The sequence below is a fragment of the Shinella agrisoli genome (assembly GCF_046557955.1).
GTDB lineage: Bacteria > Pseudomonadota > Alphaproteobacteria > Rhizobiales > Rhizobiaceae > Shinella.
The window spans coordinates 43237-59130 of sequence record NZ_JBJIEP010000021.1 but is presented as its reverse complement, the minus strand read 5'-3'; the positions used below and the strand labels follow the sequence as shown (position 1 = coordinate 59130).

At 64.6% G+C, this 15894-nt stretch carries 15 protein-coding genes and 2 pseudogenes; 11 read left to right on the top strand and 6 right to left on the bottom strand.

The window, feature by feature from the left end:
* The first annotated feature begins 50 nt into the window (after positions 1-50).
* The 8 genes and pseudogenes from ACIIOY_RS20615 to ACIIOY_RS20580 all read left to right on the top strand — a co-directional run bounded on the left by ACIIOY_RS20615 (position 51) and on the right by ACIIOY_RS20580 (position 9471).
* On the top strand, positions 51-1022 hold the full coding sequence (locus ACIIOY_RS20615; protein WP_411036552.1) for a substrate-binding domain-containing protein: 972 nt from the start codon (positions 51-53) through the stop codon (positions 1020-1022).
* 115 nt (positions 1023-1137) lie between these two features.
* The gene (locus tag ACIIOY_RS20610; RefSeq protein WP_411036551.1) at positions 1138-2670 is read left to right on the top strand and encodes a sugar ABC transporter ATP-binding protein; all 1533 of its coding nucleotides are present in this window, start codon (positions 1138-1140) and stop codon (positions 2668-2670) included.
* 11 nt (positions 2671-2681) lie between these two features.
* Complete coding sequence (locus ACIIOY_RS20605) at positions 2682-3683, top strand: ABC transporter permease (RefSeq protein WP_411036550.1); 1002 nt, start codon at positions 2682-2684, stop codon at positions 3681-3683.
* A gap of 9 nt (positions 3684-3692) precedes the next feature.
* A complete protein-coding gene (locus ACIIOY_RS20600) occupies positions 3693-4589 on the top strand; it encodes an aldose 1-epimerase (protein WP_411036549.1) in 897 nt (298 codons plus the stop codon).
* Between the two features lie 14 nt (positions 4590-4603).
* Positions 4604-6241, top strand: coding sequence for a GMC family oxidoreductase (locus tag ACIIOY_RS20595; protein ID WP_411036548.1), 1638 nt, complete (start codon positions 4604-4606; stop codon positions 6239-6241).
* A gap of 30 nt (positions 6242-6271) precedes the next feature.
* Positions 6272-7420, top strand: a complete 1149-nt coding sequence (dgoD, locus tag ACIIOY_RS20590) for a galactonate dehydratase (protein ID WP_411036547.1) — start codon at positions 6272-6274, stop codon at positions 7418-7420.
* Positions 7421-7431: 11 nt separating this feature from the next.
* Positions 7432-8211 (top strand): SDR family oxidoreductase, encoded by a 780-nt coding sequence (locus ACIIOY_RS20585; RefSeq protein ID WP_411036546.1) that lies wholly within the window; start codon positions 7432-7434, stop codon positions 8209-8211.
* Between the two features lie 167 nt (positions 8212-8378).
* A pseudogene (locus tag ACIIOY_RS20580) lies at positions 8379-9471 on the top strand (ABC transporter permease subunit).
* 286 nt (positions 9472-9757) lie between these two features.
* On the opposite strand, the pseudogene ACIIOY_RS20575 reads toward ACIIOY_RS20580, so the two are convergent.
* The 6 genes and pseudogenes from ACIIOY_RS20575 to ACIIOY_RS20550 form a co-directional block, all read right to left on the bottom strand.
* A pseudogene (locus ACIIOY_RS20575) lies at positions 9758-9964 on the bottom strand (hypothetical protein); the annotation flags it as partial.
* A gap of 96 nt (positions 9965-10060) precedes the next feature.
* The gene (locus tag ACIIOY_RS20570; RefSeq protein ID WP_411036591.1) at positions 10061-10438 is read right to left on the bottom strand and encodes a DUF6481 family protein; all 378 of its coding nucleotides are present in this window, start codon (positions 10436-10438) and stop codon (positions 10061-10063) included.
* A 31-nt stretch (positions 10439-10469) separates the two neighbouring features.
* A complete protein-coding gene (locus ACIIOY_RS20565) occupies positions 10470-10694 on the bottom strand; it encodes a hypothetical protein (RefSeq protein WP_411036545.1) in 225 nt (74 codons plus the stop codon).
* A 138-nt stretch (positions 10695-10832) separates the two neighbouring features.
* The gene (locus ACIIOY_RS20560) at positions 10833-11042 is read right to left on the bottom strand and encodes a cold-shock protein (protein WP_411036544.1); all 210 of its coding nucleotides are present in this window, start codon (positions 11040-11042) and stop codon (positions 10833-10835) included.
* 84 nt (positions 11043-11126) lie between these two features.
* Positions 11127-11357: a hypothetical protein gene (locus tag ACIIOY_RS20555; RefSeq protein ID WP_411036543.1), complete on the bottom strand. Its 231-nt coding sequence runs from the start codon at positions 11355-11357 to the stop codon at positions 11127-11129.
* Positions 11344-12531, bottom strand: coding sequence for an ROK family transcriptional regulator (locus ACIIOY_RS20550; protein ID WP_411036542.1), 1188 nt, complete (start codon positions 12529-12531; stop codon positions 11344-11346). The genes ACIIOY_RS20555 and ACIIOY_RS20550 overlap by 14 nt, the downstream gene beginning before the upstream one ends.
* 249 nt (positions 12532-12780) lie before the next feature.
* Between ACIIOY_RS20550 and ACIIOY_RS20545 the strand changes: the two genes are divergently transcribed.
* From ACIIOY_RS20545 to ACIIOY_RS20535, 3 genes are all read left to right on the top strand, one after another.
* Positions 12781-14052, top strand: coding sequence for an ABC transporter substrate-binding protein (locus ACIIOY_RS20545; RefSeq protein ID WP_411036541.1), 1272 nt, complete (start codon positions 12781-12783; stop codon positions 14050-14052).
* 77 nt (positions 14053-14129) lie between these two features.
* Entirely contained in the window at positions 14130-15014 is an 885-nt protein-coding gene (locus tag ACIIOY_RS20540; RefSeq protein WP_411036540.1) for a carbohydrate ABC transporter permease, read from the top strand.
* Positions 15014-15865 carry a carbohydrate ABC transporter permease gene (locus ACIIOY_RS20535; protein ID WP_411036539.1) on the top strand — a complete coding sequence of 284 codons (852 nt, stop codon included), beginning with the start codon at positions 15014-15016 and terminating at the stop codon, positions 15863-15865. Before ACIIOY_RS20540 ends, ACIIOY_RS20535 begins: the two co-directional genes overlap by 1 nt.
* The last annotated feature ends 29 nt before the right edge of the window (positions 15866-15894 follow it).

The following is a 15894-nucleotide window of genomic DNA, read 5'->3' as shown; positions in this document are numbered from 1 at the left end:
GTGCCATTGGCACGCCTGCCGCGCCTGTCATCAATTCATGGGAGGAGCATATGAAGTTCATAGCCACAGCTGCGCTGGCGACCATTGCCGCGTTGACGGCATCGACGGCATTCGCGCAGGACAAAGACCTCAAGGTGGGCGCGATCTACATGGATGCGCAGGGCTTCTATGCCGGCGTGCGCAAGGGCATCCAGGACGGCGCCAAGGATGCCGGCCGCACGTTGGAGGTCATCGAGACCAATGCCCAGGGCGACGTCAGCAAGGAATCGTCCTTCATCGACTCGCTCATCTCGGCCGGCGTCCAGGCGATCATCGTCTCGCCCGTATCGGCCGACGGCTCCTATCGTGCGATCCGCCGCGCGCACGATGCCGGCATTCCGGTCGTCTGCTACAATACATGCCTCAGCGAAAGCGACATGAAGGAATACGTCTCCGCCTACGCGGTCGGCGATCCCTATGAGTTCGGCCACAAGCTGGGCGATGCCGCCGCCGAATATTTCCTGGCGGAGAAGAAGGATGCGCCCAAGATCGCCGTCCTCAACTGCGAATTCGTCGAAGTGTGCGTCACGCGGCGCAAGGGCTTCGAGGAAGCGCTGTTCGCCAAGGTTCCGGGTGCGAAGATCGTCGATAACCAGGAAGGCGCGATCCTCGACAAGGCCGTTTCGGTCGCCAGCACGATGTTGTCGTCCCACCCGGATCTCGACGCCTTCTTCGGCGAAGCGGGCGGTGCGACCCTCGGAGCGGCGCGTGCCGTCAAAAGCCAGGGCCGGGTCGGCAAGACCGTGGTCTTCGGCGGCGACATGACGACGGAAATCGCCCAAGAGCTCGCCGACTTCAGCGTCATCAAGGCTGTGGTCGATATTTCCGGCCAGGGTCTCGGCAAGCTGGCGCTGGAGCAGGCGATCAAGGCGATCGACGGCAATCCGCCGGCCGACATCAAGGTTGCCTATGACATCGACCTCTACAAGAGTGCCGAGGACGGGAAGGCGTGGCTCGAAGCGCATGCCGACGGCATTCCCTGAACTTCGCGGCGTGTGGTGAAACGCCGCTGTCCCGACCAAGCCGGCCGGCACCCCTGAAGGATGCCGGCCGTATCGCCGCCGACATGTCCAATGTCCGAATCCAGGCAGTTCCGCCATGATCTATTCCGCAAGCAAGCCTCGCAGCGAAGCGGGTGCCGGCGCCATCGCCGCGCTTGAAGGCTGCACCAAGCGCTATCCCGGCGTGTTGGCGCTCGACGATGCGACCTTCCGCGTCGCGCCCGGCGAGGTGAGGGCGCTCCTCGGCAAGAACGGTGCGGGCAAATCCACGCTGATCCGCATGCTGACCGGTGCCGAGGTGCCCGATTCCGGCACGGTGACGATCGACGGCGTCGCGTTGAGCCAGGGTGGCTCCGCCCGTGCGCAGGAAGCCTTCGACCGGGGCGTGCGCGTCGTCTATCAGGAACTCAGCCTCGTTCCCGGCATGAGCATCACGGAAAATTTGTTCCTCGGCCGTTGGCCTCGCCGGGCGGGCATTCTCGACTATGATGCCATGGAGGCCGAGGCGCGTGTCGCCATGCAGCGCCTCGGGCTGGAAATGCCGCCGTCCGATCTCGTGGCAGGCCTCAGCCCCGCCGAGCGCCAGCTCGTCGAGATCGCGCGCGTTCTGCTCGGCAAGCCGAAGCTGGTCATCCTCGACGAGCCGACGAGCTCGCTGGCCGCCGCCGAGGCCGAAAAGGTCATGGCCGCCGTCAAGCGCATCGCCGAGGATGGCATTGCCGTCATCTATATCAGCCACCGCATGAACGAGATCCGCCAGATCGCCCGGTCCGCGACGATCATGCGGGACGGCCGCATTATCGACACGGTGGACGTGGCAGGCGCCGACACGCGCGAGATCGTGCGCCTGATGCTCGGTTCCGAGGCCGCCCAGTCGGCAGTTTTTGAAACGCAGGCTCGTGACAAGGTCGTCCTGGAGGTTTCCGACCTCGCGTTTGCGCCCAAGCTCAACTCGGTGTCGTTCCAGTTGCGCCAAGGTGAGGTGCTGGGCATCGCCGGCCTCCTCGGGGCAGGGCGGACGGAGCTTCTGCAGGCGATCATGGGCGTGCGCCCGTTCGACGGCGGCCGCATCGCGGTCGACGGCATCTCCGTCGGGCGGCCGCGCTACCGTGCCATGCTCGAGCGCGGCTTCGGTTACACGCCGGAGAGCCGTAAAGAGGAGGGTATCGTGCCGCTTCTCGGCGTCGACGAGAACATGGTCGCGACGGATTTCGCCGCCGTCAGCCATCACGGCATCCTCTCAGCCCGTCACATTGCGCAGGCGACCCGCAATGTGATCGCGCGCCTGCATGTGAAGACCGCGGATACAGGTACGCCTATCGGGACGCTGTCCGGCGGCAACCAGCAGAAGGTCGTCATCGGCCGCTGGATCCATGCCGGCAGCCGCGTCCTGCTGCTCGACGAGCCGACCCGCGGCGTCGACGTGGAGGCGAAGGCGCAGATCTACGCGATCATCCGGCAGCTGGCGGCGGAAGGGCGCAGCGTCATCTTCGTTTCCAGCGAGATCGAGGAACTGCCGCTCGTCTGCGACCGCGTGCTCGTGCTGCGTGAAGGCAGACTGCTGGAAGAATTCACATCCCCCAATATCGATCAGGACGCCGTGATGGCAGCCTGCATCGCCGGCCATTGACGGAGGCGAACATGTCCAACGACCAGGCAATCCGGACCGCGGCAGGCGCCGCGCCGCGTCGCCGCGGCTTCTCGCAGCATATGAACGAGCTCAGCCTCTTCGTCGCCATCGTCGTGCTCTACGTGGTGTTCACGACGACGGCCAACGGCTTCATGAGCTTCAACAACCAGATCAATATCCTGCGCGATGCGGCAACCATCGGCATCGCGGCCTGGGCGGCGACACTGATCATCATTTCCGGCGAGATCGACGTCAGTGTCGGCCCCATGGTCGCCTTCATTTCCGTCGCACTCGCCTATCTGCTACAATGGGGCGTCCCGACGCCGCTCGCCTTCGTTCTCGCCATCCTGATCGGCGCGGCCCTCGGCTCGATCGCCGGCGCCCTGCGTGCCTATTTCGACGTGCCGTCCTTCGTCGGCACGCTCGGCCTCTGGAGCGCGCTGCGCGGCACGGCACTCTTCGTCACGGATGCGCTGCCCGTCTCGATCGGCCGCAATGACATCGTCGACATGCTCGACCGTCCCGTTTTCGGCGTGCCGCCGGCGGCGATCATCATGCTGGTCCTTTTCGCCGTGTTCGCCTTTGTCAGCCGCAAGACCGCCTTCGGCCGTTCCGTCTATGCCGTCGGCGGCAATCCCCATGCCGCATTCCTCTCGGGCATCAACGTGTCGCGCATCCGCGTTCAGCTCTTCGCCATCGCCGGCGCCATGGCCGCCGTCTCGGGCATATTGCTGCTCTCGCGTCTCGGCTCGGGCAATGCGACGGCGGCGAGCGGGCTGGAATTCGATGTCATCGCGGCCGTCGTGGTCGGCGGCACGGCGCTTTCCGGCGGCCGGGGCTCTATGCTCGGCACGCTGCTTGGCGTGCTGGTCATCACGCTCATCGGCAACGGGCTTGTCCTGCTCGGCATCAACCCGTTCTTTCAGCAGGTCGTGCGCGGAATCATCATCGTCGTCGCGGTTCTCGCCAATATACAGGCGATCAAGCGCGGCGCGGTGCGCAACAGGGGCTGAGGGTTTGCCATGACGGTCATCGACATCGGTAAGGGCGATTTGTCGGCCCGCATTTCCACTGCCGGCGGTTTGGTGCTCGGCCTGTGGTGGAAGCCGAGCGACATACCCATCCCGCTGCTGCGACCGGCGCCCGGTGTTGAGGCCGACGCGCTTGCCTCCGGCTGCTACCCGCTCGTGCCCTTCGGCAACCGCGTGCGCGGCAATGCCTTCCGCTTCGCGGGCCGGGACTACCGGTTCCAGCCCAACACGGCCTGGGATCCCCATTACCTGCACGGCGAGGGCTGGCAGGCGGACTGGTCGGTAGTTGAGAGCGGCACAAATTCCGTGGAGCTTTTCTTTGTGCATCTCGCCGGGGAGGGCACGCCTTACCGCTATGCGGCGACGCAGCGCTTTGCCATCGAGGACGGTGCCTTCGTCCTGACCCTTTCCGTGACGAACCGCGGCGAAACCGCCCTGCCGTTCGGTCTCGGATGGCACCCCTATTTTCCGATGACGCCGCAGACGACGCTTCTTGCGCCCGCCCGCAAATACTGGACGGAGGTGGACGGCTGGTTGCCCGGCGAGGCCGTCGAGATTCCGGAAGACGTCGATTTCCGCGCGCCGCGCGGCCTGCCGCACCGCTGGGTCAACAACGGGTTCGAGGGTTGGTCAGGGCAGGCCCGGATCGACTGGCCGGAGCGCGGCACGCGGCTTACCCTCTCTGCCGATCCGCTATTCCGGCACGCCTTCGTCTTCGTGTCTGATACCGGTTTCGACCCGGCGTTTCAGCGGGATTACTTCTGCTTCGAGCCGATGTCGCACCTTGCCGATGGCCATAATCAGGCTGGCCTTGGCGATCTTGCGGTCCTGCAACCCGGCGAAGCACTGGCCGGCAGCATCCGCATGATGCCGGCAAGGCTCCCCTGAACGGAGAATCCGGCATGTCTCACGAGACACGATACGACTACATTATCGTCGGCGGCGGCAGTTCGGCCTGCGTCGTGGCGGCGCGGCTCGTGAAGGACGCGCGCGCCCGGGTCCTGATTATCGAGCGGGGGCCGCGCAAGGCCAATCCTATCATGCACTTCCCTGCCGGCTACATGAAGTTCCTGGCGAAGGACACCTACCTTTCCATGCATCGCACCGCGCCGCAGCCGCAGCTCGGCGGCCGCGGTCCCATCGTGCCGCAGGGCAAGGTCCTCGGAGGCGGCAGCACGGTCAATGCGATGGTCTACATGCGCGGTCAGGCCGCGGACTATGACCGCTGGAACGCGGCGATCACGCCGCCGGGCGTCCAGAGCGACGGCGCCTGGTCCTACCGGGACATGCTGCCTTATTTCAAGGCGCACGAGGACAACGACCACCTGGCCGGAGAATTCCACGGCGTCGGCGGGCCGCTGAAGATCTCGAACCTCGGCCATACCAGCCCCATGACCCGCACCTATATAAAGACGCTGCAGGGTATGGGCATCCCATGGAACCCGGATTTCAACGGCGCGGAGCAGTTCGGCGTTGGCCTGATGCAGCACACGATCGACTGGCGGACCCGCCGGCGGTGCAGCGCCGTCGACGCCTTCCTGGCGCCGGTCATGAACGATCCGCTGCTGACCATCGAGACCGAAGCGACCGTGACGAAGCTCGTACTCGAAGGTGGTAGGGCAGTGGGCGTCGAATATCTTCGAGGCGGGACGCGCAGGACGGCGAGCGCCGGCATGGAGGTCGTTCTTGCGGCGGGCGCCTACCAGACGCCGAAGCTGCTGATGCTGTCCGGCATCGGCCCGGAGGTGGAGCTGGCGCGGCACGGCATCCGCACGGAAATCTCCCTTCCGGGTGTCGGACAGAACCTTCAGGACCATTACGAATGCCCGGTCGTTGCCACGACCCGAGGGACCTTCGGCTATTACGGGCAGGATCGCGGCTGGCCGATGATCAAGGCCGGCCTGCAATACCTGCTCTTCAAGTCCGGTCCGGTCACGACGACGGGTGTAGAGACCTGCGCCTTCTACGATCCGGACGGCAACAATGCCGAGCCGACCATCCAGATGTTCTGCGTCCCGACCGTCTATCTCGATCGCGACGTGATGGGGATGGATCCGGGCGACGGCGTGACGATCAATTCGCTGCTGTTGCGCCCTAAGGCCCGTGGCAGCGTCACGCTCTCCTCCGCCGATCCCCTGGCCGATCCCGTCGTCAGCACCGGCATCTTCGGCCATCCCGATGATCTTCGCCTGACGATCGCCGGTTTCCGCTTCGCCCGGTCGGTTCTTGCCGCCTCGCCGATGCGGGACCTCATCGACCGCGAAATCTTCCCGGGCACGGACGTGACGACCGACGAGGCCATCGCCGACCATTGCAGGCGGACGGTCAAGACGGGCTATCACCCGGTCGGCACGTGCAAGATGGGCCATGACGGCGACGAGATGGCGGTGCTTACCGCCGGGCTCAACGTGCGCGGGGTCCGCAATCTGCGCGTCGTCGATGCATCCATGATGCCCACCATCGTCAGCGGAAACACCAATGCGGCGGTGCTGGGCGCCGCTGCCAAGGCTGCGGACCTCATCCTTGCGGGCGCGGCCTAGCCGGCGGCACAGTCTAAAGGAAACCATCTCATGAAGATCACGAAGCTTTCGACCTATATCGTGCCGCCGCGGTGGCTTTTCCTGAAGGTGGAGACGGACGAGGGCATCGTCGGCTGGGGCGAGCCGGTGGTGGAAGGGCGCGCGCTGACCGTGGAAGCCGCCGTGCACGAGCTCTCGGACTACCTCATCGGCAAGGACCCGCTGCTCATCGAGGATCATTGGCAGGTCATCTACCGCGGCGGCTTCTATCGCGGCGGCGCCGTCCACATGTCAGCGCTTGCCGGCATCGACCAGGCGCTCTGGGACATCAAGGGCAAGGCCTATGGCCAGCCGGTTCACGCCCTGCTCGGCGGCCAGGTGCGCGACAGGATCAAGGTCTATTCCTGGATCGGCGGCGACCGGCCCTCGGACGTCGCCAACAATGCCCGCGAGGTCGTTTCCCGCGGCTTCAAGGCGATCAAACTCAACGGCTGCGAGGAGATGCAGATCATTGATACCTGGGACAAGGTGGAGAAGGCGGTCAAGACGATTGCGACGATCCGCGAGGCGATCGGTCCCTATATCGGCATCGGCGTCGATTTCCACGGCCGCGTGCACCGGCCGATGGCCAAGGTGCTGGCGAAGGAGCTGGAGCCGTTCAAGCTGCTCTTCATAGAGGAGCCGGTGCTCTCAGAGAACCGCGAGGCGCTGAAGGAGATCGCCAACCATTGCTCGACGCCGATCGCGCTCGGCGAACGGCTCTATTCGCGCTGGGATTTCAAGACGGTGCTGGCGGACGGCTATGTCGACATCCTCCAGCCCGACCTCTCCCACGCCGGCGGCATCACGGAATGCCGCAAGATCGCGGCCATGGCCGAAGCCTACGACGTGGCGCTGGCGCCGCATTGCCCGCTGGGGCCGATCGCGCTTGCCGCCTGCCTTCAGGTCGACGCCGTCTCCTACAATGCCTTCATCCAGGAGCAGAGCCTCGGCATCCATTACAACAAGGGCAACGGCATCCTCGACTACATCTCGAACAAGGAGGTGTTCCACTATGCGGACGGCTTCGTGTCGATCCCGCAGGGGCCGGGCCTCGGCGTGGAGGTGGACGAGCAATATGTCATCGAGCGCGCCAAGGAGGGCCATCGATGGCGCAACCCCGTCTGGCGCCATGCGGACGGTAGCGTCGCCGAGTGGTAAGGAGAACGGGCATGGCTGGACGGCTTGAGGGAAAGCGGATCATCGTGACCGGTGCGGCGCAGGGGATCGGCTTTGCTATGGCCGAAGCCTTCCTTGCGGAAGGCGCCCGTCTCTTCCTGATCGACCGTGACGGCGATCTCCTCTCCACACAAGCCGCGCGTCTTCGCGCGTCGGGTGGGACGCTCGGCTTTGCCGCGGCGGACATCACGGACGCCGCTGCCATTGAGGCCGCTGTCGCCTTGGCAGGCCGGGAGATCGGACGGCCGAACGCGCTCGTCAACAATGCCGGTGTCAATGTTTTTTCCGAACCGCTGCAATTGAGCGATGCCGACTGGCAGCGCTGCCTCGACATCAATCTGAAGGGGGCCTGGAATTGCAGCAGGGCCGTGCTGCCGGGCCTGATCGAGGAGGGGGGTGGCGTCATCCTCAACATTGCCTCGACGCATGCCTTCACCATCATTCCGCACACCTTCCCCTATCCGGTCGCCAAACATGCGCTGCTGGGCATGACGAAGGCGCTGGGGCTCGAATATGCCGGACAGGGCGTGCGGGTGAACGCGCTTGCGCCTGGCTATGTGCGCACCCAGAAGGTTGTCGAGTACTGGAACAGCTTTGCCGATCCGGCAGCGGCCGAGGCGGAAACCATGAAGCTACATCCCGGCGGGCGCATCGCAACGCCGGAAGAGATCGCCAAAGCCGCTCTCTTTCTTATCTCGGATGAGTGCCCCTTCATCAATGCTACATGCTTGATGGCCGACGGAGGAATGACCGCGCTCCATCATCCGGGTTAAGCATTAGCGTCAAACGACCCGAAAACAATGACTGCTTTCGCCATCATGCACGAACCCGCTTCGCGGGAGGGGCGCCACGACTTGAGATGGCGTAGTCTTCATAGCCTTTGAGCAGGTAGCGTCGGGCGAGCCGACCATGGAGTTCCCTTCAACGAGAGGAACTCGCCATGGCTACCCCGTCGACCGATGCAACCGTCTCGCCGCTTCGCCAGCGCATGCAGCACGACATGCTCATGCGGGGCCTCGGCTCCCACACGCGGCAGGACTACGTTCGTCACGTCCGGTGCTTCGCCGCGTTTCTCGGCCGCTCGCCCGACACCGCGACGCCGGACGATATCCGCCGCTTCCAGCTCGATCAGCACGAGAAGGGCGTTGGGCCTGCGACCATCAACAGCACTGTCACGGCGCTCCGGTTCCTGTTTCTGGTGACGCTGCAGCGCCGGGATTTGTCGCGCGCCCTGGTGATCACCCGCTATCACCGCAAGCTGCCGGATGTGCTCAGCGTGGAGGAGGCGGCGCGGCTGCTCGAAGCTGCACCCGGCCTCAAGTACAAGGCCGCGCTTGGTGTTGCCTATGGTGCAGGCCTGCGTGTGTCCGAGGTCGCGCACCTCAAGGTCGACGACGTCGACTCGGCGCGCATGCTCCTTCGCGTCGAGCAGGGGAAGGGCCGGAAGGATCGCAACGCGATGCTCTCGCCGCAGCTCCTCGAACTGCTGCGTCTGTGGTGGCGCGAAGGCCGGCGACGCGGGATCATGCTTCCGCATGGCTGGCTGTTCCCCGGCCGCAGCCGCACCGATCTCGTCGCGGCAACTGCATCGCGCGGTCCAGGAGGCCGCCGAGGTCGCCGTCATCATCGTGCTCGTGTCGATCAACCAGCCCTTCACGATCTGGATGCTGCGCTCGTTCTTCCAGAGCATCCCCGCCGAGCTGGACGAGGCGGCGCGCGTCGACGGCTGTACCCATTTCCAGGCGTTCCGAAGGGTCATCATGCCGGTGATGTGGCCGGGCGTGATCACGACGGGCCTGTTCAGCTTCCTGCTGGCGTATAACGACTTTCTCGTGACGTCGCTGCTGCTCGACCAGTCGGACATGACGATGGTTCCCGCCATCGCCGCCTACTTCAACCGCGAGACGACGACGACCGATCAGGTCGAAGCCATTGCGGCGGCCGTTTCGATCACCGCGCCCCTGTTCCTGCTCGTGATGGCGTTCCAGCGCCAGATCGTGAGCGGGCTCACCGCCGGGGCGGTGAAAGGATAGTGCTTGAACGTTGATCGTGCTGCAGTCACTTGTGCTTGGCACCTTACTTACAACGCGGGTGCGCGGTCGTATCGAGGTGCGCGGCAAATCGGCCACTTGCTGCCGTTCGATTCATCTTCGCCGGGGCTGAAATCCGTCGCACGTTCAACCCACCGCCTGCCAGAAGGATTGGGCAGATTGGGATTTCCGATCTCAGATCGGGATGTTTTCCAAAGCCCGCCTTGCGGCTGTCGGGTCCAGAGTTGGCGGTCGGCTATGGCGCCTGAACCGACGGTTTCCGAAAAATTCATTCGGCCTTCGGGCCCTCAGGCACGATCAACGTGAACGATGTCAGCAGCGTCGTGACGAAATTGCTTGCCTTGTCCTTGACAAGCACTTCCGTCCATTCGTTCGTGCCGCGCAACCGCAGGTCGGAATATATGCTGTCGACCGCAGCCTCCTCGATACGCTTGATGTTCGCCAGAAAGGCTTCCTCTCCGTCCGCATGATATATGGGCGAGAAGAAACTGCCGAAAGCATCTGGTTTTGCCTGACGCCGCAGGGCCGCACGGCCCCGCAGATTCGATCGAATATCCGAAAACCCGGGATGCTAGGCGCGTCTGGCCTTGCGGTTGGCGTAACGCCGATCGCGCTCAGCCTTGCGGGCGGCCTCGTCGAGCACCCGTGCGATGCGATTTCTTTCCGCGGCCTCGCGCGCTTCGGTTTCGGCCCGCGCTGCGGCGTCCGCAGCTGCCTGCCGCTCGGCGGCCTCGGCTGCGCGGCGCTCGGCCTCGCTGCGCTTTATCCGCTCGCGCTCAAGACGCCGCTCCTCCCTGGCAGCGGCAACGGCCATCCGTTCCGCTTGTTTCTCCAACCTGACGGGTTCGGCGGCAGCCGCTGCCGCACGATAGGCATTCAGGAGAGCGGTCTTTGCTTGCGTGGCCGCATTGCGGCGGTCGAAAAGGTCGTTGTTTCTGGCGTTCTTCAAATCTTTGTCCTGCAAATCGTATTGCAACAAGTCAGGCCGTCTTGGCCCGTCTGGCGATGAGAGAGGCGGTCGCCGCCTCCCGGTCCTTCAATTCTTTTGCAAGGCGGGCTTCACGAAGCCGCCGCGTCTTTTCCTCTCGGGCCAGAACGAGGGAATCGAGTTCCTCGACGGCGCTGTTGCGGGCGAAGAATTGCGATTGGGCACTGGCGAAGGCGATCTCCGCCTTCTGGCGGGATTTGCTGTGGGTCTGTGACATGATGATCTTTTCCGGATGGGACGCCGCAGGATAGCGCGGCAACAAAAAAGGCCAGGCGATCCGCCTGACCTTGCTGGTATCATGCTCTCGACAGTGCCAGTACATCCGTGGTCAACGGAGAGCGGATACCGGGATGATTCAGGCAGCCTGCAGGTTGCAGGCCGACATCTTGCCCGACTTGTTGTCGCGCTCCAGGTCGTAGCCGATCTTCTGGCCTTCCACGAGCTCGCGCATTCCGGCGCGCTCGACGGCAGAGATGTGGACGAACGCATCAGAGCCGCCATTGTCAGGCTGAATGAAGCCGAAGCCCTTGGTGGAATTGAACCATTTAACTGTGCCAGTGGTCATGATGAACCCTTTCATAGCAATAAGAGAACCACAACGCCCGCGGCGCTGCAGATGTGATAGCGATTTTTGAAAGAAAAGATTCGTTCAGGGCACGGTGCCAAGCGCGCGATAACCAAAGCTAAGCAAGCAAATATCGACAGTCGATATATAGGCGCTCTCCATCGGGTTGTCAACTTTTGGTTTTCGGCTTCCGATGCCTTCGGCATTTGGTTGCAATCTCGAAATCCTTTTCACAACGAGATTGCTGAACTTCACGACGTGCGGCTCGTGGTTCTCGTCCCGGTGCGCGCTGCGCCGGACTTCATTCGTGGCCACCAGCCTCGGCGTTTCCGGCCGTCGTCTCGAAATCGAAGAGCTTCTGCGTGACGAGCGCGGCTGCGCCGCGGGCCCAGGAATTGTCTTCCCAGTCCGGCAGCACGGGGGGCGCGGTGCGGAAGGCGTAGCGGCTCAAGGCGGCGCGCAGGGGCTCGAAAAGCGCTTCGCCATAGGCGACCGCCTCGCCGCCCACCACGATCACCTCGGGATCGACGACATTCATCGCACCCGCGAGATAGCGCCCGATCGTCTCGCCCGCCTCGCGCACGACGGCGTGTGCCGCGTTCTCGCCGGCTGCGAGCGCCGCCACCAGTTCCGCCCGTCCGTCCGTCTCCTTGCGGCCGCTGCGCTCGCGCCATGTCCGCAGGATCGCCGGCTCGGAAAAGTAGGACATCAGGCAGCCGCGCTTTCCACATTCGCAGAGCCGTCCGCCCTCCTCGTAGGGTATGTGGCCGAACTTGCCGGCCGCCCCGTTCGCGCCCCGATAGAGCTTGCCTTCGAGCACGAGCGCGCAGGCGATCCCGACGCCGATCGCGAGAACGCCCATGGTGCGATGGTGTCGTCCGAGGCCGAAGAGCTGCTGGGCGATCGCATAGGCGTTGGTGTCGTCCTCCAGCCAGACGGGCACGCCGAGGCGCTTGGCCACGAGGTCGCCGAGGGGAACGTTGTCCCAATCGTACCGGTTGCTGCGCACGCAGACGGCGCGCTGGTTGTCGATGACCCCGGGGATGGAGATGCCGATGCCCATCAGGCGGGCCGCGGGGCGGTCGGCGAGCGCGATCAGGTCCGGCGCGGCCTTCGCCAGCGTATCGACGATCGTCTCGGGATCGTGCGCCGGCAAAGGCAGGCGCAGGGAGCCGAGCGGCGTCGTCTCCAGGTCCGTCACGACGCATTCGACGCTTCCCACCATGAGCTTGAAGCCGAGCGCGACGCCGCCGTCATAGTTGATGCCCACGGGAATGGGTCGCCGCCCCTGCGACCCCGCGACGGACTTGCCCTCGACGAGGAGGCCCTCTTCCAGGAGGTCGCCGACGACGAAGGTCACCGCCGCCGGGCTGAGTCCGGTCGCGGCGGCTATTTCAGCACGGCTCTTCATGCCTTCGCGCCGAAGGAGGTTTAGGATCAGCCTGCGGTTCATCGCGCGGGTCGTGCTCTGGTCGCCTTTGATCTTCACGTCGCCTCTTTAATTTATTTTGTAAATTAATATTGCATCCTGCCAGCACCTATGCATAACTCCCCCTGCCGATCAACACCGGAAACGCTTTGCCAGGCGCAGAACCGGCCAATGGCGCAAGCAGGTATCCCATAGGAGAATTCTGGTACGCAGCCATGCGCCGGAATGGGAACCTCGTTGCCGGCTGCAGCCCCGTGAGGAGACGGGGCAGGCGGTCGAGACGGTAGATTCAAAGGGAGGACTATCGACATGACTTTCAAATGGATCGAGCGCACGCCAACTCGACGTACGTTCCTCAAGAGCGCGGCCGGCCTGTCGGCGGCCGCAATGGGCGGCTTTCCGGCCCCCGCCATTGCCCAGTCGAGCGAAGTGACCGTCATTTCCGCGGAGAGCAACGCGAACGTCCAGGAGGCGCTGCGGCGCATCGCGGCCGATTTCGAGAAGGCCTCCGGCACCAAGGTCACCGTCAACAACATGGACCACGAGGCGCACAAGACGGCGATCCGCAACTACCTTGTCGCCGGCGCGCCGGACGTCTGCTTCTGGTTCTCCGGAAACCGCATGCGCGCCTTCGTCAACCGCGGTCTGTTCGACGACATTTCCGACCTCTTCGAGAAGGAGAGATATGCCGACGTGCTGGGGGCGACGACCGGCGCCGTCACCGTGGACGGCAAGCAGTACGGCCTGCCGACCGGGGGCACGCTCTGGGGCATGTTCTACCGCAAGGACGTCTTCGACCAGAACGGCCTCGCCGTGCCGGCGACCTGGGACGACTTCCTCGCCTTCGGCGAGAAGTGCAAGGGCGCCGGCCTGGTGCCGGTCTCGATCGGCACCAAGGACCTCTGGCCGGCGGCGGGATGGTTCGACCAGATGAACCTGCGCATCAATGGCCTTGATCGACACTTCGCGCTGATGAACGGCGAAATGGCCTATACGGACGCCGCGCTGACGCCGGTCTTCGACCATTGGGAAGAGCTCATCAAGCAGGGTTTCTTCACGCCCGACCATACCTCCTTCGGCTGGCAGGAGGCTGGCGCCTTCCTGGCGCAGAAGCGGGCGGGCATGATGAACCTCGGTGCCTTCGTGCGCTACGCCTTCCCGGAGGAGGACCTCGGCCAGCTCACGTTCGCGCCCTTCCCGACGATCGATGCGAGCCTCTCGCGCTACGAGGAATTCTCCCTCAATTCCGTGCACATCCCGGCGAATGCCAAGAACAAGGCGGGCGGCCGGGAATTCCTCTCCTTCTTCTACAAGCCGGAGAACCTCGCTGCTTATCTGGAGCCCGCCGGCAATGTGCCGCCGCGCAACGACCTGCCGGCGAGCAAGGACCCGCTCGTCAACGCGGCCGTCGAGAGCCTGAAGACGGTGGCCGGCACCTCGCAATATTACGACCGCGACACCGACCCCGACATGGCCCAGGCCGGGCTCGTCGGCTTCCAGGAGTTCATGGCGCGGCCCGAGCGCCGCGGCGCGATCCTCGAACGCCTCGAGGGAACACGGCGCCGGATCTTCAAGCTCTGAGGTCCTCCCGATCCGGTGCCGTCGGGCGGGGCTGTCGCGGCCCCGCCCTCCTTTCCCTCACAGAAGGACAGTCGCGAATGATGAGCCTTTGGCGTCGCCACCGCTGGTGGCTTACCCCGACGCTCCTGATCCTGCCCGGCGCGGTGCTCTTCGCCGTCGTCATCCTCGCCTCCTCGGTCCAGAGCCTCTGGATCAGCCTGCACGACTGGGACGGCTTCGGCCCCATGGTCTGGATCGGCCTCGGCAACTACCGGGAACTGATCGACGACCCGCAATTCTACGTCTCGCTCAGGAACAACCTGATCTGGCTCGTCATGTTCATGCTGGCGCCGCCGATCGGGCTTGCGATCGCGCTTCTCGTCAACCAGAAGATCAGGGGCATGCGCTTCGTGAAGTCGATGTTCTTCATCCCGCTCGTGCTTGCCTCGGTCGCGGTCGGCGTCGTCTTCACCTGGGTCTACACCCCGGAATTCGGCCTGCTCGCGCTGATCTTCCGCTTCTTCGGCGCCACCGCGCCGGCCGTGCTGTCGGACGAGCACTTCGTTACCTTCGCCATCGTGATCGCAGCGCTCTGGCCGCAGGTCGCCTTCTGCATGGTCCTCTATCTCGCCGGCCTCAACAACCTGAGCGAGGAACTGATCGGCGCCGGCCGCGTCGACGGCGCAAAGGGCTGGAACATGCTCTATCATATCGTGCTGCCGCAGCTCACCCAGGTCACCTTCATCGCCATCGCCGTCACGGTGGTCGGGGCGCTGCGCTCCTTCGACATGATCTCCGTCATGACGCGCGGCGGGCCCTTCGGCTCGTCCTCGGTGCTCGCCTACCAGATGTTCGAGCAGTCGATCTTCTCCTACCGCTTCGGCTACGGCGCGGCGATCGCCTCCGTGCTCTTCGTCATCATGGCCGCCTTCATCGCCTGGTATCTTACGCGCATCGTCCGCGCCGAAGAAAGGAGCGCGTGATGTTCCCGCGGCCGATCCCCGAAGACGCGCTCTGGCACCGCCGCCTCTACATGGCGGCCACCGCCATGATCCTGCTCCTGTGGCTGGCGCCGCTGTTCGCCATCATCCTCACCTCGCTCCGCTCCATGCAGGACGTCATGGGCGGCAACCTCTGGGGCTGGCCCACCAGGATCAGCCTCGTCGAGAACTACACGGCGGTCTTCACCCAGACCCCGATGGCGCAATATTTCCTCAACAGCCTGATCATCACCGTGCCTTCCGTCGCCGCGGTGCTCGTGCTCTCGACGCTCGCGGGCTTCGTGCTCGCCCGCTACCATTTCCCCGGCAACATGCTGGTCTTCGCGCTCTTCGTCGGGGGCAACTTCCTGCCGCACCAGATCATGATGATCCCGGTGCGCGACCTGATGGTCCGCCTCGGGCTCTACGACACCACGGCCGCGCTGGTGATCTTCCACGTCGCCTTCCAGACGGGCTTCGCGACGCTCTTCATGCGCAACTTCATCGCCGCGCTGCCGGCGGAACTCTTCCAGGCCGCGCGCGCCGAGGGAGCGACGCCTTTCCAGACGCTTATCCACGTGGTCGTGCCGCTGGTGCGCCCGGCGCTGGCGGCGCTCGCGATCCTGCTCTTCACCTTCATCTGGAACGACTATTTCTGGGCGGTCGTGCTCACCATCAGCGACAGCGTGAAGCCGGTGACGGCAGGGCTTGCCAACCTGCGCGGCGAATGGGTGTCGGCCTGGAACCTCATCTCGGCCGGCACCGTCGTGGTCGCCGTGCCTCCGGTCGTCATGTTCTTCCTGATGCAGAGACACTTCATCGCCGGCCTCACCATGGGGGCCGTGAAGGGATGACCGCCGCCCCGACCGCCCGAAACGACAGG